17 protein-coding genes, 5 tRNA genes and 3 rRNA genes are annotated in these 21,008 nt (G+C 55.7%); 16 read left to right on the top strand and 9 right to left on the bottom strand.

Annotation, left to right across the window (positions count from 1 at the left end):
* The first annotated feature begins 67 nt into the window (after positions 1–67).
* Positions 68–769 (top strand): lipoate--protein ligase family protein, encoded by a 702-nt coding sequence (locus ACA052_RS26245; protein ID WP_497647406.1) that lies wholly within the window; start codon positions 68–70, stop codon positions 767–769.
* On the opposite strand, the gene crp is transcribed toward ACA052_RS26245, so the two are convergent.
* Positions 766–1,410 (bottom strand): cAMP-activated global transcriptional regulator CRP, encoded by a 645-nt coding sequence (crp, locus tag ACA052_RS26240; RefSeq protein WP_497647405.1) that lies wholly within the window; start codon positions 1,408–1,410, stop codon positions 766–768. The genes ACA052_RS26245 and crp overlap by 4 nt on opposite strands.
* 247 nt (positions 1,411–1,657) lie before the next feature.
* Between crp and ACA052_RS26235 the strand changes: the two genes are divergently transcribed.
* On the top strand, positions 1,658–2,080 hold the full coding sequence (locus tag ACA052_RS26235) for an OsmC family protein (protein ID WP_042730268.1): 423 nt from the start codon (positions 1,658–1,660) through the stop codon (positions 2,078–2,080).
* Between the two features lie 181 nt (positions 2,081–2,261).
* On the opposite strand, the gene coq7 is transcribed toward ACA052_RS26235, so the two are convergent.
* The 6 genes from coq7 to hemJ all read right to left on the bottom strand — a co-directional run bounded on the left by coq7 (position 2,262) and on the right by hemJ (position 6,836).
* Entirely contained in the window at positions 2,262–2,909 is a 648-nt protein-coding gene (gene coq7 / locus ACA052_RS26230; protein WP_497647404.1) for a 2-polyprenyl-3-methyl-6-methoxy-1,4-benzoquinone monooxygenase, read from the bottom strand.
* A gap of 157 nt (positions 2,910–3,066) precedes the next feature.
* Positions 3,067–3,405, bottom strand: coding sequence for a histidine triad nucleotide-binding protein (locus ACA052_RS26225; protein ID WP_497647403.1), 339 nt, complete (start codon positions 3,403–3,405; stop codon positions 3,067–3,069).
* A gap of 81 nt (positions 3,406–3,486) precedes the next feature.
* On the bottom strand, positions 3,487–4,275 hold the full coding sequence (locus ACA052_RS26220; RefSeq protein WP_497647402.1) for an SDR family NAD(P)-dependent oxidoreductase: 789 nt from the start codon (positions 4,273–4,275) through the stop codon (positions 3,487–3,489).
* Between the two features lie 62 nt (positions 4,276–4,337).
* Positions 4,338–5,315: a DUF805 domain-containing protein gene (locus ACA052_RS26215; protein WP_497647401.1), complete on the bottom strand. Its 978-nt coding sequence runs from the start codon at positions 5,313–5,315 to the stop codon at positions 4,338–4,340.
* 90 nt (positions 5,316–5,405) lie between these two features.
* Positions 5,406–6,374 (bottom strand): NAD(P)H-dependent flavin oxidoreductase, encoded by a 969-nt coding sequence (locus ACA052_RS26210; RefSeq protein ID WP_497647400.1) that lies wholly within the window; start codon positions 6,372–6,374, stop codon positions 5,406–5,408.
* A gap of 33 nt (positions 6,375–6,407) precedes the next feature.
* Entirely contained in the window at positions 6,408–6,836 is a 429-nt protein-coding gene (hemJ, locus tag ACA052_RS26205; RefSeq protein ID WP_497647399.1) for a protoporphyrinogen oxidase HemJ, read from the bottom strand.
* Positions 6,837–6,973: 137 nt separating this feature from the next.
* Here hemJ and argC point away from each other — a divergent pair, with 137 nt between their 5' ends.
* Together argC and erpA are read left to right on the top strand one after the other, a co-directional pair.
* Positions 6,974–8,008: an N-acetyl-gamma-glutamyl-phosphate reductase gene (gene argC / locus ACA052_RS26200; RefSeq protein WP_497647398.1), complete on the top strand. Its 1,035-nt coding sequence runs from the start codon at positions 6,974–6,976 to the stop codon at positions 8,006–8,008.
* A gap of 168 nt (positions 8,009–8,176) precedes the next feature.
* Positions 8,177–8,527 carry an iron-sulfur cluster insertion protein ErpA gene (erpA, locus tag ACA052_RS26195; RefSeq protein ID WP_007947969.1) on the top strand — a complete coding sequence of 117 codons (351 nt, stop codon included), beginning with the start codon at positions 8,177–8,179 and terminating at the stop codon, positions 8,525–8,527.
* Between the two features lie 73 nt (positions 8,528–8,600).
* On the opposite strand, the gene ACA052_RS26190 is transcribed toward erpA, so the two are convergent.
* Positions 8,601–9,692 (bottom strand): anhydro-N-acetylmuramic acid kinase, encoded by a 1,092-nt coding sequence (locus ACA052_RS26190; RefSeq protein ID WP_497647397.1) that lies wholly within the window; start codon positions 9,690–9,692, stop codon positions 8,601–8,603.
* A gap of 3 nt (positions 9,693–9,695) precedes the next feature.
* A complete protein-coding gene (locus ACA052_RS26185) occupies positions 9,696–11,129 on the bottom strand; it encodes a peptidoglycan DD-metalloendopeptidase family protein (protein WP_497647396.1) in 1,434 nt (477 codons plus the stop codon).
* A gap of 212 nt (positions 11,130–11,341) precedes the next feature.
* Here ACA052_RS26185 and tyrS point away from each other — a divergent pair, with 212 nt between their 5' ends.
* From tyrS to ACA052_RS26125, 12 genes are all read left to right on the top strand, one after another.
* Positions 11,342–12,538, top strand: coding sequence for a tyrosine--tRNA ligase (tyrS, locus tag ACA052_RS26180; protein WP_497647395.1), 1,197 nt, complete (start codon positions 11,342–11,344; stop codon positions 12,536–12,538).
* A gap of 498 nt (positions 12,539–13,036) precedes the next feature.
* Positions 13,037–14,573, top strand: a 16S ribosomal RNA gene (locus ACA052_RS26175).
* A gap of 82 nt (positions 14,574–14,655) precedes the next feature.
* Positions 14,656–14,732 (top strand) — tRNA-Ile (locus ACA052_RS26170).
* 28 nt (positions 14,733–14,760) lie between these two features.
* Positions 14,761–14,836: transfer RNA gene (locus ACA052_RS26165), tRNA-Ala, on the top strand.
* Positions 14,837–15,084: 248 nt separating this feature from the next.
* A 23S ribosomal RNA gene (locus ACA052_RS26160) occupies positions 15,085–17,976 on the top strand.
* 159 nt (positions 17,977–18,135) lie between these two features.
* Positions 18,136–18,251 (top strand): 5S ribosomal RNA (gene rrf, locus ACA052_RS26155).
* The 16S, 23S and 5S rRNA genes sit together here with 2 tRNA genes alongside, the layout of an rRNA operon.
* A 136-nt stretch (positions 18,252–18,387) precedes the next feature.
* Positions 18,388–19,347 (top strand): bifunctional biotin--[acetyl-CoA-carboxylase] ligase/biotin operon repressor BirA, encoded by a 960-nt coding sequence (gene birA, locus ACA052_RS26150; protein WP_497647394.1) that lies wholly within the window; start codon positions 18,388–18,390, stop codon positions 19,345–19,347.
* On the top strand, positions 19,337–20,086 hold the full coding sequence (locus ACA052_RS26145) for a pantothenate kinase (RefSeq protein WP_497647393.1): 750 nt from the start codon (positions 19,337–19,339) through the stop codon (positions 20,084–20,086). Before birA ends, ACA052_RS26145 begins: the two co-directional genes overlap by 11 nt.
* Positions 20,087–20,093: 7 nt before the next feature.
* Positions 20,094–20,534 carry a hypothetical protein gene (locus tag ACA052_RS26140; protein ID WP_497647392.1) on the top strand — a complete coding sequence of 147 codons (441 nt, stop codon included), beginning with the start codon at positions 20,094–20,096 and terminating at the stop codon, positions 20,532–20,534.
* A gap of 142 nt (positions 20,535–20,676) precedes the next feature.
* A tRNA-Tyr gene (locus ACA052_RS26135) sits at positions 20,677–20,761 on the top strand.
* A gap of 25 nt (positions 20,762–20,786) precedes the next feature.
* Positions 20,787–20,860 (top strand) — tRNA-Gly (locus ACA052_RS26130).
* Positions 20,861–20,886: 26 nt separating this feature from the next.
* A tRNA-Thr gene (locus ACA052_RS26125) sits at positions 20,887–20,962 on the top strand.
* Positions 20,963–21,008: the final 46 nt, after the last annotated feature.

Here is a 21,008-nt window from a genome sequence, read left to right as displayed (position 1 = left end):
GGGAGCGAGCTTGCCCGCGAAGAGGCCATCAAGTACCCCATAGACTTCAGGTCTTACGGAGTCGTCCATGCCCCAACCAATCGCTCTGACTATCGAAGCAGGCCTGCTAGCCGAACAGGATTTGCTGGCCGAAATCTGCACTGGCGACTCGGAGTTCGGCCTGCTGTTCTGGCAACCCAGCGACCAAGCACTGGTCATGCCACGGCGTTTGAATCGTCTACCTGGCTTTGAATCCGCGTGCGAAGTATCGGACGCTGCCGGCTGGCCGGTGCTGCTGCGTGAAACTGGCGGTGAACCGGTGCCGCAATCGGCTTCAACCATCAACATCGCTTTGGTCTACGCACCACCCCGCTGCGAGGGAGACCAGAACCGGATTGAAACCGCTTACCGCCGACTCTGCGATCCGATCTGTCAGCTACTGGATGAATTGGGCGGCGTTTCGTCGTTGGGCGAGGTGGACGGCGCGTTTTGCGATGGCCGTTTCAACGTCAATCTCGACGGGCGCAAGATGGTTGGCACCGCTCAGCGCTGGCGCCAGAGCAAGGGTGGTTCGCGTCCGGTCGGGCTGGTGCACGGTGCGTTGTTGCTGGATAACGAGCGCGAATCGATGGTCGCGGCGGTCAATCGCTTCAATGAAGCGTGCGGCCTCGAACAGCGGGTTCGCGCCGAGAGCCACATCGCTTTACATGAGAAGTTCGCAGCGCCCGATGCGCTCGGGCGGCTCGACGCGCTTTATCGCCAGTTGCTGGCAGATATGTTCAAGGATTAGCGCGTACCGAAGACCACCATGGTCTTGCCTTTGACATCCACCAGGTTGCGTTCTTCCAGATCCTTGAGCACGCGACCGACCATCTCGCGGGAACACCCGACAATCCGCCCGATTTCCTGGCGGGTTACCTTGATCTGCATGCCATCGGGGTGGGTCATGGCGTCGGGCTGCTTACACAACTCCAGCAAGCAACGCGCAACGCGGCCTGTCACGTCGAAGAACGCCAGGTCACCGACCTTGCGGGTAGTGTTGCGCAGGCGCTGTGCGATTTGTCCGCTAAGCACGTAAAGAATGTCCGGATCTTGCTGCGACAACTCGCGGAATTTCGCGTAGCTGATTTCCGCCACTTCGCACTCGATCTTGGCGCGTACCCAGGCACTGCGTTCCTGTTCCAGGCCGGCCTGTTCGAACAGGCCCAGCTCACCGAAAAAATCCCCGTTGTTCAGGTAGGCGATGATCATTTCACGGCCGTCGTCATCCTCGATCAGAATGGTGACCGAGCCTTTGATAATGAAAAACAGCGTCTCCGAACGGTCGCCGGCACAAATGATATTGCTCTTGGCCGCGTAGCGACGGCGCTGGCAATGCATCAACAGCTTGTCGAGGTTCTTGATTTTGGGTGTGGGGGCAATAGCAACCATGGTTGTGTCCCGAAATGACTGCGCAATTTGTTGGTTTTTGTGGGAGCTGACGCAACCTGCGATCTTTTTTTGCTCGCCACGAAGCTGGCAATGCGCCAGCGAATTGGCGCCAGCATAACAGACACTTTCTGCAACATTCGAGAATTTGCCTACGACGCCGATGGTTTTGTCCCACAAAGGCGAGCGCTGTCAATCAAGGGCGCTGTGCTAAGCTGGCGACCCTTTTTTATACAGTGGAGTCTTGGCGATGAAGGCACGCATCCAATGGGCTGGCGAAGCCATGTTCCTCGGCGAATCCGGTAGCGGTCATGTCGTGGTCATGGACGGTCCGCCCGATGCCGGCGGTCGTAACCTGGGTGTCCGGCCGATGGAAATGCTCCTGCTGGGTGTTGGCGGTTGCAGCAATTTCGATGTGGTCAGCATCCTCAAGAAGTCCCGTCAGGCCGTCGAGAGCTGCGAAGCCTTCCTCGAAGCCGAGCGCGCGACCGAAGACCCGAAGGTCTTCACCAAGATTCACATGCACTTCGTGGTCAAGGGCCGGGCGCTCAAAGAAGCCCAGGTCAAGCGCGCCATCGAACTGTCCGCCGAAAAATATTGCTCGGCTTCGATCATGCTCGGCGCGGCTGGGGTAGAGATCACTCACGACTACGAGATCATCGAACTCGGTTGAGAGCGTTTTCCGGCACAAAAAAGGCGAACTACCTCACGGCAGTCGCCTTTTTTATTGCATGGAGCACCTGTCCCTGTAGGAGCGAGCTTGCTCGCGATGGACGTTAACGGTTACGCGTGTTTTGTGGGTAAACGTGTCGCTCTCCGGTTTATCGCGAGCGAGCTCGCTCCTAAAGATCAGGTCAGATTCGGTAAGTACTCTTGGTCATCACCTTGGCCAACAAACTCATCCCGAACTTGACCGGCGCCGGAAAACGAAACCCTCCCGCCTCCAACGCGCTTTCAGCGTGCTGTTCTTCATCGATGCGCATCTGCTCAAGAATCGCCCGGGACTTTTCGTCCTCCGCCGGCAGTTGCTCAAGGTGTTCGTTCAGGTGCTTGCACACCTGATGCTCGGTGGCAGCAACGAAACCCAGGCTGACTTTATCGCTGATCAACCCGGCCACCGCACCAATCCCGAACGACATGCCGTAGAACAGGGGATTAAGGATGCTGGTGTGGCTGCCCAGTTGATGGATGCGTTGTTCGCACCAGACCAAATGATCGATTTCTTCTTCGGCGGCATGTTCCATGGCCGCGCGCACTTGTGGCAGCTTCGCGGTCAGTGCTTGCCCTTGATACAACGCCTGGGCGCAGACTTCGCCGGTATGGTTGATGCGCATCAGGCCGGCGACGTGCCGGGTGTCTTCGTCGCTCATTTGCGCATCCGGCTGCACGATAGCGGGCGACGGACGGTACGGCTGGCCACTGAAAGGCAGCAAGGTACGCATCGCGGCATCGGCTTGTAGCAAAAGACGGTCAATTGGCGAGTAGTGACGTTGGGTAGTCATGCTGACCTCCGGGAAGAATCTCGGCGGTCAGTTTAACCGAATCGGCCGGAGAAGGATTGCGCTGGGTCAAAAGCAAAAGGTCGCAGCCTGCGGCAGCTCCTACACATATTTCCCTGTAGGAGCGGCCGCAGGCTGCGATCTTTTAAGGTTGAGCCAATCAGCCCGGCGGCCAATGCATCTGGCGCTGACCAAGCACGTGCATATGAATGTGGTAGACAGTCTGCCCACCTTCTTCATTGCAGTTCATGACAACGCGAAAGCCTTTTTCGCAGCCCAATTCGAGCGCCAGGCGCTGGGCAGTGAACAGAATGTGTCCAGCCAACACCTTGTCGTCCTCGGTGAGGTCATTCAAGGTGCGCACCGGTTTCTTCGGGATCACCAGGAAATGCACTGGTGCCTGTGGGGCGATGTCGTGGAAGGCCAGTACCTGGTCGTCCTCGTAAATGATCTTCGCCGGGATTTCCCGGTTGATGATCTTGGTGAACAGAGTATCCACAGCTGTTTTCTCCGTTGTTAGGGCTGGCCTGAGTGTAACCACGGGTCATGCCCGAGCCCAGCCTTTTGCCTTGAATGTCTGTCAGCGCGGGCAATAGGCCTTGTTGACCATGCCGGCGATTGTCCGGTTCAGCCAGCGAGAGCCGAGCCGCGGCATGAAGGCGAACCAGCGATTGCGGCGACCTGGAATAATGATGGCGCGGTTTTTCTCCAAGGCCCTCACGGTGTAGAGCGCGACTTCCTCGGGGCTCATCAGCATTTTGCTGCCGGCCAGTTTGTCGGTGTCCAATTGCGCGGTGCGATAGAACGCCGTGCGGGTCGGGCCGGGGCAGAGCACCGATACCTTCACCGCGCATTTTTTCAGCTCGACGCGCAGGCCTTCGGAAAAATGCAGTACATAGGCCTTGCTGGCGTAGTAAGTACTCATCCACGGGCCGGGATGGAATGCGGCGACCGACGCGACGTTCAAAATCTGCCCACCACCTTGCAGCGCCATGCTGTTGCCGATGGCGTGGCACAAACGAGTCAGGGCGAGGATATTGACCTCGATCAGGTCCTGCTCGGTCATCCAGTCCTGGGCCAGGAACGGACCGCAGGTGCCGATACCGGCGCAGTTCACCAGCAAGTCGATCTGCCGATCACCTTCTTCCAGTTCCAGCAGAAAACCCGACAGGCGCAGCGGTTCGCCTAGGTCGCAGGCACGGAACAGCACTTCCACACCAAAACGTTGGGTCAGTTCAATGGCAATACTTTCCAGCTGATCACGTTGTCGGGCCACCAGAATCAGGCTGCGGCCACGGCGGGCCAGCGCTTCGGCCATCGCCAGGCCGATGCCGCTGGAAGCGCCAGTGATCAGAGCGTAACGGGTCATGCAGTTCTCCATCGCAACAGCTCCGCGCCGGCGACGCAGGTGTCACGGGCGGGGAGCGCTGTTCATTCTTTCGCAGAGTCTACAGGGGCCGGGGGTTCTTCGGCTTCATCGTCTGCGGTATCTGGTGCTTGTTCGGCCTCTGCTGCGGGCTCGACTTCAACTTCGTCGGTCGTGACCGAGCCACTTTCATAGCTGCTCTCGGTGGTGCTTTCGTATTCATTCTGCAGTGCGCCGATGCCGCCCATGAGTGAGCCAATGAAAACGACGGTGACGAACACCAGCCAAAGGGCGCAGAGCACTTTGACTGCGGTGCTGTTGGCCGGTGGTGGTGCGCCGTATTGGTTGGCTGTGGCGTTGCCCGGCAAAACCGCCACTAAAATCGGGAAAATCCAGCCCACAATGGGCACCAACGTCAGCAGATACAGCCAGCCGGACCAACCCAGGTCATGCAGGCGCTGGACGCTGATCTGAATGCTGACAACGATAAACGCGATGCATATCGCCGTGCCGACCAATCCACCGATCACCAGGCCGACGGTTGATGTCAGGGCAATGAGCGAAAGGCCGATGGAAACAAAAACGCCGCCAACGCCCATCAGTACCAGCATCAAGGCCATCGTCCAGGCCAGATAGCGCAGACGGCCAATGCGTCCTGTGAAGGTGAAGGCCTTGAGCGGGCCGAACTCGGGTAACGCTTCACCGACCGGCGCCAGTGGTGGCGCGTAAGGTGATTCGTCGCCTGCCGCTACCCATTGGTTGGGAGCAGGGGATGGCTCATGAACGTCGGACAGATTCAGTTCAATCGACGGTTCGCTTTCGATTCGGGCATCGATACCGGTTTTGGTCAGCGCCTGAAGGTAGGTTTGCGCGTCTGCATGCGTCAGACCCTGCTTGAGCGCAACGGGCCGGCCACTGAACAACCTCTCGATGGCCGCCACGTCGCTCTTGAACAGCTCGGCGAGATTGAGCTTGGCCGTGGTGACGTCAACACCTGGCAGCAAGGCGCCGCTGAATACGATCTTGAAACGGTTTTCACTCATTGCGAGGCATCCTTGTCGCGAAGTTTTGAACACTGAATGGTGCGAGTCTGGAGTGTAAGGCCAGCCGGAGCGACTGGCCGAACTTTCCTGTCAGCGTGGCCAGCGTTTCGGTAGCTGCGCGGCCAGTTCCAACGCCTTGCGATACTCGGCGTCGAGACGTGCCACCAATTGATCGACGCTCGGCAAATCATCGATTTCGCCGACGCCCTGGCCTGCCGACCACACGGTTTTCCAAGCCTTCGCTTCATCGCTCACTGGCTTGAGTTTGGCGCCGAAGTTCACCTCGCCCTTGCCTTGCAGCGCTGCCGTGTCGAAACCGGCAGCCTCCAGGCTTTGGCGCATAAAACTCGCGGGTATACCTGAAACGGCTGGAGTATGGACGATGTCCGCTGCTCTGGATGTCAGCAGCATCTCCTTATAGGCGTCAGGCGCATGGCTTTCAGTGGTGCCGATAAATCGCGTACCAAAGTAGGCTAAATCCGCACCGAGCAATTGTGCAGCAAGAATCTCGTGGCCGTGATTCAGGCAGCCGGCCAATAGCAATGTCTTGTCGAAAAACTGGCGGATCTCGGCGATCAGCGAGAACGGGCTCCAGGTGCCGGCATGTCCACCGGCACCCGCGGCCACGGCGATCAATCCGTCCACACCGGCCTCGGCGGCTTTCTCCGCATGACGGCGAGTCGTCACGTCGTGAAACACCAGGCCGCCGTAGCTGTGGACTGCGTCCACGACTTCTTTCACCGCGCCGAGGCTGGTGATCACAATCGGCACTTTGTGCTCGACACAGATCTCCAGGTCAGCTTGCAAGCGCGGGTTGCTGTTGTGGACGATCAGGTTGACCGCGTAAGGCGCCGGGTTTTCCAGTGTCGCCAGTCCCGCTTCGATTTCTTCCAGCCAGGCCTTGAAGCCGCTGCTCTCGCGTTGATTCAACGCAGGGAAGCTGCCCACCACGCCGTTTCGGCAGCAGGCGAGCACCAACTGAGGATTGGAAATCAGGAACATCGGCGCTGCCACTACGGGTAGACGCAAACGTTGTTCGAGCAAAGCGGGCAGCGACATGGGAAGTACCCCGGTGAGTTGTGCTTGTTGGAGTTAGAACGGCCGAACCACGACCAGAATTACGATAGCCAGCAATATCAGAACCGGCACTTCATTGAACCAGCGATAAAAGACATGGCTGCGGGTGTTCTCGCCACGGGCAAAACGTTTTACCTGCGCGCCGCACATGTGGTGATAGCCGATCAGGATGACCACAAGCGTCAGCTTGGCGTGTATCCACGCGCCCTGACTGAATATGCCGGGGTTGAGGCCGATCAGCGCGATGCCGAATATCAGGGTCGCGATCATCGCCGGGCCCATGATGCCGCGGTACAGCTTACGCTCCATGATGCTGAAGCGTTCTTTGCTGACGGTGTCCTCACTTTGCGCGTGATAAACGAACAGGCGCGGCAAATAGAACAGGCCGGCAAACCAGCAGACCATGCTGACGATATGAAAAGCTTTGAGCCATAGATAGAGCATTTTTCAGATATTCCCAGGTTCACGGTAGGCTGGATAGTAGAGGCTTGAGGCTCCGCACGTCACCTTGCCGGTTGTCGCAGGACGATACGAGCCCTATTATCGACGGCTTTCCAGTGGTTTCGTTTGAGGGCAGGTTTATGGTCAAGGTCGGTATCGTCGGCGGCACGGGTTACACCGGTGTCGAACTGCTGCGTCTGTTGGCACAGCATCCGCAAGCAGAAGTGGTCGTCATCACTTCCCGATCCGAGGCTGGCCTGGCCGTGGCCGACATGTACCCGAACCTGCGAGGCCATTACGACGGCCTGGCGTTCAGCGTTCCGGACATCAAGACGTTGGGCGCTTGCGACGTGGTGTTTTTCGCCACGCCTCATGGTGTTGCCCATGCGCTGGCAGGCGAGTTGCTGGCGGCCGGAACCAAGGTCATTGACCTGTCGGCAGACTTCCGTTTGCAAGACGCCGATGAGTGGGCCCAGTGGTACGGTCAGCCACATGGCGCACCGGAGTTGCTGGAAGAAGCGGTCTATGGCTTGCCGGAAGTCAATCGTGAGCAGATCAAAGAGGCTCGCCTGATCGCTGTGCCGGGTTGCTACCCAACCGCTACGCAGTTGGGTTTCCTGCCATTGCTGGAAGCCGGTCTGGCCGATACCACTCGTTTGATCGCTGATTGCAAATCCGGCGTCAGCGGTGCTGGTCGTGGCGCCTCTGTAGGCTCGCTGTACTCCGAGACGTCGGAAAGCATGAAGGCCTACGCTGTAAAAGGTCACCGTCACTTGCCGGAAATCCGCCAGGGTCTGCGTCGCGCAGCGGGCAAGGATGTTGGTCTGACTTTCGTTCCGCACCTGACACCGATGATCCGTGGCATTCACTCGACGCTGTACGCAACCGTCGTGGATCGCTCGGTGGATCTGCAAGCGCTGTTCGAAAAGCGTTATGCCAACGAACCGTTCGTCGATGTGATGCCGGCCGGCAGCCACCCGGAAACCCGCAGCGTGCGGGGTGCAAACGTCTGCCGTATCGCCGTGCATCGTCCACAGGACGGTGATCTGGTGGTCGTGTTGTCGGTCATCGACAACCTGGTCAAGGGCGCGTCGGGTCAGGCAGTGCAGAACCTGAACATTCTGTTCGGGCTGGATGAGCGTCTGGGCCTGTCCCACGCCGGCATGTTGCCGTAAGGCTGTAGCCCGCTTAACAAAAAGGCCCGTTGAACGGGCCTTTTTGCGTTTCGAGCCGGCAATCGGGTTTATTGATATACCGTAACAATAGTTGACCGATTTTCTAGGAGAAGCGGATAATGCGCGTCATCACGCATTATGGCGGCGTAACGCCGGGAGATAGTCAGCATGAGCGTCGAATCCTTCACCCCCACGGCTTTGCAATTCACTCACGGTGCCGCGCACAAGGTGAAGAGTCTGGTCGATGAAGAGGGGAATGATCGCTTGAAGCTGCGCGTATTCGTTACGGGCGGCGGTTGTTCGGGTTTTCAGTACGGCTTCACCTTCGATGAAGAAGTGGCCGATGACGACACCATCGTCGAGCGCGAAGGAGTGAGTCTGGTCGTTGACCCGATGAGCTTCCAGTACCTGGCAGGTGCCGAGGTCGATTATCAGGAAGGCCTGGAAGGTTCGCGCTTCGTCATCAAGAACCCGAACGCCTCCACGACGTGTGGCTGCGGCTCTTCGTTCTCGATCTGATCGCGCTTTTCAGTATTAACAAACGCCGCATGACCTTCGGGTCCTGCGGCTTTTTGTTGTCCGGGGTTCTGCTTCAGGCGGGGTAGATGGCGCCGAGTATGCGCAGGCCGCGTGCGCCCGTCACACTGGGTCGGTTGGCCGCGATCCCTTCGAGGCAGCAATGGGCGAGCCAGGCGAAGGCCATGGCTTCGACCCAGTCGGGGTCTACGCCGTGAGCGACCGTGCTACTGACTTTTGCGTTCGGCAACAGGCTGGCCAAGCGATTCATCAGCGTCGTGTTGTGCGCGCCGCCACCGCAGACAAGTAGCTCTTGAGTGTCCGATTGGGCGTGTTGCAGTGACTCGATAATGGTCAGTGCGGTGAGCTCAAGCAGTGTTGCTTGCACGTCTTCGGCGGCGAAGGCCGGCAATTTTGAAAGGTGCTGCGTCAGCCATGGCAGGTTGAACACTTCGCGGCCGGTGCTCTTGGGGCCTTTGGTCACGAAGAATGGGTCACTAAGCAGTTCATTCAGCAGAATCGGTTTGACCTTGCCGCTGGCTGCCCATTGGCCGTCCCGATCAAAGTTGTCGCCGCGTTGCTGATGAATCCAGGCATCCAGCAACACATTTCCCGGACCGCAGTCGAAACCCGCTACAGGTTTGCCGGGCTCGATCAGGCTGAGGTTGCTGAAACCTCCGACATTCAAGACTGCGCGGTTGCCGGCCTGCTCTTCAAAAAGGGCTTCGTGAAAGGCTGGAACCAGCGGGGCGCCTTGCCCGCCGGCAGCAACGTCGCGACTGCGGAAATCGCTGACCACGGTAATGCCGGTCAACTCGGTCAGCAAGGCAGGGCTGCCGATCTGCACGGTAAACCCACGTGCCGGTTCGTGGCGAATGGTCTGGCCGTGGCTGCCAATCGCGCGAATATCTTCGGGTTTCAGGTTTTGTTGTTCAAGAAGGGTGTGAATGCCCTCGGCTGCCAGTGTCACCCAGTTCTGTTGGGCGATGGCGGAGCGGGCAATCTCGTCCGGGCCGCTGGCGCACAAGCCAAGCAGCTCAGTGCGCAGGGTGTCGGGCATGGGAATGTAGTGCGTGGCGATCAGCTTGATCGCCGGGGCCAACTCGACCAGCGCGATATCCAGGCCATCGAGGCTGGTCCCGGACATCACACCTATATAGAGCGTCATGGCTTAGCGCTTGCTGGAAGCGAGCATGGTGGCTTTCTCTTGATCCATGCGCGCCATCAGCGGTTGGCTTTGCGCCAGGAAACGTGCGCGCTCGGCCTTGGCGATCGGATCGGCCATCGGCAGCTTTTGGCCCAGTGGATCGACGTGAACGCCGTTGACCTGGAACTCATAGTGCAAGTGCGGACCTGTAGAAAGCCCGGTGGTACCGATGTAGCCAATCACCTGGCCTTGCTTGACGTTCCCGCCGGTCTGCACACCTTTGGCGAAGCCCTGCATATGCCCGTACAGCGTACGGTAAGTGTTGCCGTGCTGGATGATTACGGTATTGCCATAGCCGCCGCGGCGACCAGCCAGCAACACTTTACCGTCACCGGCAGCCTTGATCGGCGTGCCGCGCGGCGCTGCGTAGTCGACGCCTTTGTGGGCACGGATCTTGTTCAGGATCGGGTGTTTGCGGCCCATCGAAAATTTCGAGCTGATGCGGGCGAAGTCAACCGGCGTACGGATGAACGCCTTGCGCATGCTATTGCCGTCAGCGGTGTAGTAGCTGCTATTGCCTTGTTTGTTGGTGTAGCGCACGGCGGTGTAGGTCTTGCCGCGGTTGGTGAAGCGTGCGGAAAGGATCGGACCGTTGCCGACAGCCTTGCCGTTGACGACTTTCTGTTCGTAGATCACATCAAACTCGTCGCCCTGGCGAATATCCTGGGCGAAGTCGACGTCGTAGCCAAACACGCTGGCCATGTCCATGGTCAGGCTATGGGACAGACCGGCACGGGCAGCGGATTGCGACAGCGAGCTGTTGATCACACCATGAACATAGGCGGAGCGCACGGTAGGTTTGGCGGTAATGCGGTTGAACACGTAACCCTTGTCATTCTTAGTCAGGGTGATGCTTTCGAGGTCGCTGACCTTGCTGTGTAAGTTGGTGAGCTGGCCATCAGGGCTTAGTTCGAATTCAAGTTTCTGGCCATGTTTGAGCTGGCTGAATTGCTTGGCCTGTTTGTCGCTAGCCAGCACGTCATGCACTGACGCAGCCGGGAGGCCAACCTTCTCGAATAGTGTAGAAAGTGTGTCGCCCTTGGCGACGATCACTTCCCTGTGGTTGGGTGCCTTCTTTTCTTCGGCGACCGGCGGCACAGTTGCGGCTGCAGGCGCGGCCTCAGCGGTTTCCTGCGTGTCTTCGGCGCTGTTATCGATCTGCGCGAAGGGGGAAGTCACCGGTTCATTTGTGGCTTGAGCGGCATCAGCGGCGTCTTGATCTTGTGTCAGTTGTTCAGCAGGGCTTTCCAGTTCAAGACTCAGGGTCGTCTTTTTGGCTTCAACATCACTGGAAGGGAATACCAGAAGCGCCAGGCTCAGAAGAGCGGCAATACCACTTGCTGCGAGCAGGTGGGTCTTCGGGTAAAGCGGCGGCGCTTTAGACGATTCTTTGGTCATAGGTAATTTTTGACTTTGAAAAAGATGAATTGGAAAAGATGAATGACATGATGAAGATGAAATAACTGTATAAAATATAACCAAATCATCTCTGAAGCAAGTCCGCGGACGCTCTGCCTGCGGATTGGCGTCATTGCGCCGGCCAAACTTTGTATTTGACGCGTGATCTTGTATGGTTAGTCCCCTTTGAATTCGAGCCTTGCGGGTCTGTTATGAAGTCGGTTGAAGAGCAGCTAGCGCTGATTAAACGTGGTGCGGAAGAATTGTTGGTCGAGTCCGAGCTGATCGAAAAGCTCAAGCGTGGCCAGCCGCTACGTATCAAGGCTGGCTTCGATCCGACTGCGCCGGATTTGCACCTGGGTCATACCGTGCTTATTAATAAGCTGCGCCAGTTCCAGGAGCTGGGGCATCAGGTGATCTTCCTTATAGGTGACTTCACCGGGATGATCGGTGATCCGAGCGGCAAGAGTGCGACCCGCCCTCCGCTCACGCGCGAGCAGGTTCTCGAGAATGCCGAGACCTACAAGACTCAGGTCTTCAAGATTCTTGATCCGGCCAAAACAGAGGTGGCGTTCAACTCCACCTGGATGGATCAGATGGGGCCGGCCGACTTCATCCGTCTGACTTCGCAGTACACCGTGGCTCGGATGCTGGAGCGCGATGACTTCGACAAGCGTTACACGACCAATCAGCCGATCGCTATTCACGAGTTCCTTTATCCGCTGGTCCAGGGTTATGACTCTGTCGCTCTGCGCGCGGATATCGAGCTGGGCGGTACCGATCAGAAGTTCAACCTGCTGATGGGGCGTGAGCTGCAACGTGCTTATGGTCAGGAGCCGCAGTGCATTCTGACGATGCCGCTGCTCGAAGGTCTGGATGGTGTGAAGAAGATGTCCAAGTCCTTGGGCAACTACGTCGGTATCCAGGAAGCGCCGGGCGTCATGTACAGCAAGCTGGTTTCCATTCCGGATGTGTTGATGTGGCGGTACTTCGAATTGCTCAGTTTCCGCTCCATGGATGAGATCAATGCATTCCGTGCTGATGTCGAAGCGGGCGCGAACCCTCGTGACATCAAGATCAAGCTGGCCGAAGAGATCGTTGCGCGCTTCCATGGGGAGGAGGCCGCGGCCAATGCTCACCGTGCGGCGGGTAACCGTATGAAGGAAGGCGAGCTGCCGGATGACCTGCCGGAGATCGAGTTGAGTGCTGCCGAAGATATGCCGATTGCCGCGGTCCTTAATAAGGCTGGCTTGGTGAAGAACTCGGCGGTCGCGCGTGATCTGCTGAATTCGGGCGGTGTGCGTATTGATGGTGAGGTTGTTGATCGCACCTTTATATACGTACTGGGCGCGACTCACGTTTGCCAGGCCGGGAAGAAGGCATTTGCGCGTATTACGCTCAAATCCTAATAAAGCTGAAATCAGCGCTTGACGGCAGATTCTGAGCCTCTATAATTCGCCCCACTTCCGGCGCAGTCGAAACGGAAAACTCCTTGGTAAACAAAGAGTTACGCAGTTTTCGACAGTGAGTTGCTTCAGGTCATCGAAGCCGAAAGGGAGTTGAAAAAGAGGTGTTGACAGCAGCGAGTAACGCTGTAGAATTCGCCTCCCGCTGACGAGAGATCGAAAGCGCAAGTGGTTGAAGTTGCAGAGGAAACTTTGAAAACTTCGAAAAATAACCGCTTGACAGCAACAGAGGCTGCTGTAGAATGCGCGCCTCGGTTGAGACGAAAGATCTTAACCAACCGCTCTTTAACAACTGAATCAAGCAATTCGTGTGGGTGCTTGTGGAGTCAGACTGATAGTCAACAAGATTATCAGCATCACAAGTTACTCCGCGAGAAATCAAAGATGTAACCAACGATTGCTGAGCCAAGTTTAGGGTTTCTTAAAAACCCAAAGATGTTTGAACTGAAGAGTTTGATCATGGCTCAGATTGAACGCTGGCGGCAGGCCTAACACATGCAAGTCGAGCGGTAGAGAGAAGCTTGCTTCTCTTGAGAGCGGCGGACGGGTGAGTAATGCCTAGGAATCTGCCTGGTAGTGGGGGATAACGCTCGGAAACGGACGCTAATACCGCATACGTCCTACGGGAGAAAGCAGGGGACCTTCGGGCCTTGCGCTATCAGATGAGCCTAGGTCGGATTAGCTAGTTGGTGAGGTAATGGCTCACCAAGGCGACGATCCGTAACTGGTCTGAGAGGATGATCAGTCACACTGGAACTGAGACACGGTCCAGACTCCTACGGGAGGCAGCAGTGGGGAATATTGGACAATGGGCGAAAGCCTGATCCAGCCATGCCGCGTGTGTGAAGAAGGTCTTCGGATTGTAAAGCACTTTAAGTTGGGAGGAAGGGCAGTACATTAATACTGTGCTGTTTTGACGTTACCGACAGAATAAGCACCGGCTAACTCTGTGCCAGCAGCCGCGGTAATACAGAGGGTGCAAGCGTTAATCGGAATTACTGGGCGTAAAGCGCGCGTAGGTGGTTCGTTAAGTTGGATGTGAAATCCCCGGGCTCAACCTGGGAACTGCATTCAAAACTGTCGAGCTAGAGTATGGTAGAGGGTGGTGGAATTTCCTGTGTAGCGGTGAAATGCGTAGATATAGGAAGGAACACCAGTGGCGAAGGCGACCACCTGGACTGATACTGACACTGAGGTGCGAAAGCGTGGGGAGCAAACAGGATTAGATACCCTGGTAGTCCACGCCGTAAACGATGTCAACTAGCCGTTGGGAGCCTTGAGCTCTTAGTGGCGCAGCTAACGCATTAAGTTGACCGCCTGGGGAGTACGGCCGCAAGGTTAAAACTCAAATGAATTGACGGGGGCCCGCACAAGCGGTGGAGCATGTGGTTTAATTCGAAGCAACGCGAAGAACCTTACCAGGCCTTGACATCCAATGAACTTTCCAGAGATGGATTGGTGCCTTCGGGAACATTGAGACAGGTGCTGCATGGCTGTCGTCAGCTCGTGTCGTGAGATGTTGGGTTAAGTCCCGTAACGAGCGCAACCCTTGTCCTTAGTTACCAGCACGTAATGGTGGGCACTCTAAGGAGACTGCCGGTGACAAACCGGAGGAAGGTGGGGATGACGTCAAGTCATCATGGCCCTTACGGCCTGGGCTACACACGTGCTACAATGGTCGGTACAGAGGGTTGCCAAGCCGCGAGGTGGAGCTAATCCCAGAAAACCGATCGTAGTCCGGATCGCAGTCTGCAACTCGACTGCGTGAAGTCGGAATCGCTAGTAATCGCGAATCAGAATGTCGCGGTGAATACGTTCCCGGGCCTTGTACACACCGCCCGTCACACCATGGGAGTGGGTTGCACCAGAAGTAGCTAGTCTAACCTTCGGGAGGACGGTTACCACGGTGTGATTCATGACTGGGGTGAAGTCGTAACAAGGTAGCCGTAGGGGAACCTGCGGCTGGATCACCTCCTTAATCGACGACATCAGCTGCTCCATAAGTTCCCACACGAATTGCTTGATTCATTGAAGAAGACGATAAGAAGCAGCCCGAAATTGGGTCTGTAGCTCAGTTGGTTAGAGCGCACCCCTGATAAGGGTGAGGTCGGCAGTTCGAATCTGCCCAGACCCACCAATTTTTGTGTGGGAACCTGTAGCAATACGGGGCCATAGCTCAGCTGGGAGAGCGCCTGCCTTGCACGCAGGAGGTCAACGGTTCGATCCCGTTTGGCTCCACCACTACTGCTTCTGTTGTTGAAAGCTTAGAAATGAGCATTCCATCGTGATGATGGTGAATGTTGATTTCTAGTCTTTGATTAGATCGTTCTTTAAAAATTTGGGTATGTGATAGAAAGATAGACTGAACGTTACTTTCACTGGTAACGGATCAGGCTAAGGTAAAATTTGTGAGTTGCTCTTAATTGAGTATTATCGAATTTTCGGCGAATGTCGTCTTCACAGTATAACCAGATTGCTTGGGGTTATATGGTCAAGTGAAGAAGCGCATACGGTGGATGCCTTGGCAGTCAGAGGCGATGAAAGACGTGGTAGCCTGCGAAAAGCTTCGGGGAGTCGGCAAACAGACTTTGATCCGGAGATGTCTGAATGGGGGAACCCAGCCATCATAAGATGGTTATCTTAAGCTGAATACATAGGCTTAAGAGGCGAACCAGGGGAACTGAAACATCTAAGTACCCTGAGGAAAAGAAATCAACCGAGATTCCCTTAGTAGTGGCGAGCGAACGGGGACTAGCCCTTAAGTGGCTTTGAGATTAGCGGAACGTTCTGGAAAGTACGGCCATAGTGGGTGATAGCCCTGTACGCGAAAATCTCTTAGTCATGAAATCGAGTAGGACGGAGCACGAGAAACTTTGTCTGAATATGGGGGGACCATCCTCCAAGGCTAAATACTACTGACTGACCGATAGTGAACTAGTACCGTGAGGGAAAGGCGAAAAGAACCCCGGAGAGGGGAGTGAAATAGATCCTGAAACCGTATGCGTACAAGCAGTGGGAGCCCACTTTGTTGGGTGACTGCGTACCTTTTGTATAATGGGTCAGCGACTTATTTTCAGTGGCGAGCTTAACCGAATAGGGGAGGCGTAGCGAAAGCGAGTCTTAATAGGGCGTCTAGTCGCTGGGAATAGACCCGAAACCGGGCGATCTATCCATGGGCAGGTTGAAGGTTGGGTAACACTAACTGGAGGACCGAACCGACTACCGTTGAAAAGTTAGCGGATGACCTGTGGATCGGAGTGAAAGGCTAATCAAGCTCGGAGATAGCTGGTTCTCCTCGAAAGCTATTTAGGTAGCGCCTCATGTATCACTGTAGGGGGTAGAGCACTGTTTCGGCTAGGGGGTCATCCCGACTTACCAAACCGATGCAAACTCCGAATACCTACAAGTGCCGAGCATGGGAGACACACGGCGGGTGCTAACGTCCGTCGTGAAAAGGGAAACAACCCAGACCGTCAGCTAAGGTCCCAAAGTTATGGTTAAGTGGGAAACGATGTGGGAAGGCTTAGACAGCTAGGAGGTTGGCTTAGAAGCAGCCACCCTTTAAAGAAAGCGTAATAGCTCACTAGTCGAGTCGGCCTGCGCGGAAGATGTAACGGGGCTCAAACCATACACCGAAGCTACGGGTATCACTTAGGTGATGCGGTAGAGGAGCGTTCTGTAAGCCTGTGAAGGTGAGTTGAGAAGCTTGCTGGAGGTATCAGAAGTGCGAATGCTGACATGAGTAACGACAATGGGTGTGAAAAACACCCACGCCGAAAGACCAAGGTTTCCTGCGCAACGTTAATCGACGCAGGGTTAGTCGGTCCCTAAGGCGAGGCTGAAAAGCGTAGTCGATGGAAAACAGGTTAATATTCCTGTACTTCTGGTTATTGCGATGGAGGGACGGAGAAGGCTAGGCCAGCTTGGCGTTGGTTGTCCAAGTTTAAGGTGGTAGGCTGGAATCTTAGGTAAATCCGGGATTCTAAGGCCGAGAGCTGATGACGAGTTACCCTTTGGGTGACGAAGTGGTTGATGCCATGCTTCCAAGAAAAGCTTCTAAGCTTCAGGTAACCAGGAACCGTACCCCAAACCGACACAGGTGGTTGGGTAGAGAATACCAAGGCGCTTGAGAGAACTCGGGTGAAGGAACTAGGCAAAATGGCACCGTAACTTCGGGAGAAGGTGCGCCGGTGAGGGTGAAGCATTTACTGCGTAAGCCCATGCCGGTCGAAGATACCAGGCCGCTGCGACTGTTTATTAAAAACACAGCACTCTGCAAACACGAAAGTGGACGTATAGGGTGTGACGCCTGCCCGGTGCCGGAAGGTTAATTGATGGGGTTAGCTAACGCGAAGCTCTTGATCGAAGCCCCGGTAAACGGCGGCCGTAACTATAACGGTCCTAAGGTAGCGAAATTCCTTGTCGGGTAAGTTCCGACCTGCACGAATGGCGTAACGATGGCGGCGCTGTCTCCACCCGAGACTCAGTGAAATTGAAATCGCTGTGAAGATGCAGTGTATCCGCGGCTAGACGGAAAGACCCCGTGAACCTTTACTATAGCTTTGCACTGGACTTTGAATTTGCTTGTGTAGGATAGGTGGGAGGCTTTGAAGCGTGGACGCCAGTTCGCGTGGAGCCAACCTTGAAATACCACCCTGGCAACTTTGAGGTTCTAACTCAGGTCCGTTATCCGGATCGAGGACAGTGTATGGTGGGTAGTTTGACTGGGGCGGTCTCCTCCTAAAGAGTAACGGAGGAGTACGAAGGTGCGCTCAGACCGGTCGGAAATCGGTCGTAGAGTATAAAGGCAAAAGCGCGCTTGACTGCGAGACAGACACGTCGAGCAGGTACGAAAGTAGGTCTTAGTGATCCGGTGGTTCTGTATGGAAGGGCCATCGCTCAACGGATAAAAGGTACTCCGGGGATAACAGGCTGATACCGCCCAAGAGTTCATATCGACGGCGGTGTTTGGCACCTCGATGTCGGCTCATCACATCCTGGGGCTGAAGCCGGTCCCAAGGGTATGGCTGTTCGCCATTTAAAGTGGTACGCGAGCTGGGTTTAGAACGTCGTGAGACAGTTCGGTCCCTATCTGCCGTGGACGTTTGAGATTTGAGAGGGGCTGCTCCTAGTACGAGAGGACCGGAGTGGACGAACCTCTGGTGTTCCGGTTGTCACGCCAGTGGCATTGCCGGGTAGCTATGTTCGGAATAGATAACCGCTGAAAGCATCTAAGCGGGAAACTAGCCTCAAGATGAGATCTCACTGGGACCTTGAGTCCCCTGAAGGGCCGTCGAAGACTACGACGTTGATAGGTTGGGTGTGTAAGCGCTGTGAGGCGTTGAGCTAACCAATACTAATTGCCCGTGAGGCTTGACCATATAACACCCAAGCAATTTGTGAACTCGAAAGAGGCCAGATTGCGGTGTGTGAAGACGAAACGAACCGAAAGTTCGAGATACTCACAAAGCACCAAGATCTATCACATACCCATTCGCTGGAGCGTGATCCGCAAGGAGAACGAGCCGGCTACCGAATTTCTTGACGACCATAGAGCATTGGAACCACCTGATCCCATCCCGAACTCAGCAGTGAAACGATGCATCGCCGATGGTAGTGTGGGGTTTCCCCATGTGAGAGTAGGTCATCGTCAAGATTAAATTCCGAAACCCCTATCTGCGTATGCAGGTAGGGGTTTTGTTTTGCCCGCAGGAAAGTTTGCCTCATAGGGTTTCTATGCAACGGGTCGGGCCATGGCTATCATGCGGGCCTCATTGTGAGGCGAGACTTGCATGCTGACGTTGTTAAAGCTTCTTAAAGATGGCCGATTCCATTCGGGTCAGGCCTTGGGCGTTGCCTTGGGCATCAGTCGTAGCGCCGTATGGAAACAGCTTCAGCACTTGGAAGCTGAGTTGGGCTTATCTATCCACAAGGTGCGGGGGCGCGGCTATCAACTGGCTGCACCACTGACGCTGCTTGATCCGGACAAGATAGAGGAGCAGGCGTCTTCTTGTGGTTGGCCCATTCTGGTTTTCGACTCCATTGACTCCACCAATGCAGAGGCTTTGCGTGCAATAGGGCAGGGTCAGGCTGCGCCGTTTCTGGTGCTCGCCGAGCGCCAGACGGCGGGTCGTGGGCGGAGAGGGCGAAAATGGGTGAGTCCGTTCGCGGAAAATATTTATTACAGCTTGGTGCTCCGCATTGAAGGTGGCATGCGCCAGCTTGAAGGCCTGAGTCTTGTCGTTGGGCTCGCCGTGATGCAGACCCTGCGAGAGTTTGGTGTATCAGGTGCTGGCTTGAAATGGCCTAACGATGTTCTGGTCGGGCAGAAAAAGATCGCCGGAATATTGCTCGAGTTGGTGGGGGATCCTGCGGATGTGTGTCATGTGGTCCTGGGCGTTGGAATTAATGTGAACATGCAGATTACCGGCGAGGTTGATCAGCAGTGGACTTCTATGCGGCTCGAGTCGGGCAAGGTGTTTGACCGCAATCACCTGGTCGCCGAGTTAGGTGCGGTGTTGCAGAAGTATTTGGAACGGCATCAAGTCGAAGGATTTTCCGCTATCCAGGCAGAGTGGGAGCAAAATCATCTATGGCAGGGGCGAGCGGTGTCGTTGATTGCAGGGGTTAATAAAATAGATGGCGAAGTGTTGGGGATCGATAATCAGGGTGCCCTGCGACTGAAGGTGGGTGGTGTGGAAAAAGTCTTTAGTGGCGGAGAGCTGAGTCTGAGGTTGCGTGATGATTCTTGAGCTCGACTGCGGAAACAGTTTTATCAAATGGCGTGTGCTGGACGCAGATGCTCGGCGGGTGGTCGGCGAGGGAGTCGTTGATTCTGATCACGCATTGCTGGGGAGTTTGGGCGCGCTCAAGGGACTGGTGCTGAAGTTTTGTCGGTTAGTCAGTGTTAGAACCGCTGAAGAAACCGGGGCATTGATTTCGCTACTTGAAGACACTTTCAGTGTGTCGGTGGCGTGTGCGGCTCCGGTTCGCGAAATGTCCGGCGTTCGTAACGGTTATGAAGAGTTTGAGAGGCTGGGACTCGATCGCTGGTTGGCGATGCTTGGGGGTTTTCACCTGGCTTCGGGGGCATGCCTCGTGCTCGATTTTGGTACTGCGGTTACAGCTGATTTCATCTCGAATGACGGAGAGCATCTGGGAGGATTTATTTGTCCAGGAATGCCATTGATGCGGAACCAGCTGCGCACCCACACCCGTAAAATTCGTTATGGGGATCTTGCGGCGGAGCGCGCGCTGGAGAGTCTCGTTCCGGGTCGTACAACCGTCGAAGCGGTTGAGCGGGGATGCTTGCAGATGCTGAGAGGCTTTGTCCTGACCCAGTTGGAGATGGCGCGTAGTTATTGGGGGGAGGACTTTGATGTATTTCTCACTGGTGGAGATGCGGACCTGGTTGCTGAAGTTGTACCCGGCGCCAGGGTGGTTCCTGATCTCGTCTTTGTAGGTTTGGCTATGGCGTGCCCCTTGTCCTGAGGTTTTTATGCGTTGGTTGTTCCTGCTGCTGCTCGTTCTTAATGTGTTCTATTACATCTGGCATCAACAAGAGGCCCCTCTTCGCGCGAAAGACGTAACACCGTTAAGTTTGTATCGAGGGTCGCAGCAGGATATCCGATTGCTGAGCGAGACGGCAGACGCGGCTCGAGAGAAGGGGCAGCCTGCCCAGGCGGACAATGGCTGTCTCTATCTGGGCGGATTTACTCGCCAGGACGCGGCTCAGGCGGTTGAGCGGCGACTGAGTGGTATGGATATCAAGTTTCAGTCCTTGCCGAAGGATCCTTCAGAGGCGGTTGGATACTGGGTGCGAGTGGCACCAGAAAGCCGCCGTTGGCTGGATGATGCGCAGTTGAAAAACCTTTCTAGAGAATTCAATGAGTTAAAACATAAAATAATGCCGTGCGAGGGGGTTGCACCTGCCGAATAGTTTGCATAGAATGGCGCCCGCTTCGCAGTGAAGACCTTTAACGGTAAGAGCTACGAAGCGATGTCAACGCAGCTAACCTCAGGTTTTTAATGAGAAAATGCTTGACAGAAGGCTGGCATGATATAGAATGCCGGCTCGCTTAGGAGGGGTTCCCGAGCGGCCAAAGGGATCAGACTGTAAATCTGACGTCTACGACTTCGAAGGTTCGAATCCTTCCCCCTCCACCATTTTTAGCGAGAGCTGCAAGCGCTCGCGGGTATAGTTTAGTGGTAGAACCTCAGCCTTCCAAGCTGATGATGCGGGTTCGATTCCCGCTACCCGCTCCAAGTTTGCAGATCCTGCGCAGTGTTACGCTCTTGTAGCTCAGTTGGTAGAGCACACCCTTGGTAAGGGTGAGGTCAGCGGTTCAAATCCGCTCAAGAGCTCCATATAACAAGGCAGATATGAAAATATCTGCCTTTGTTTTAATGGCTT

The sequence above is a fragment of the Pseudomonas sp. LBUM1644 genome (genome assembly GCF_059716195.1).
This window is presented reverse-complemented; position numbering and strand designations above follow the sequence as displayed.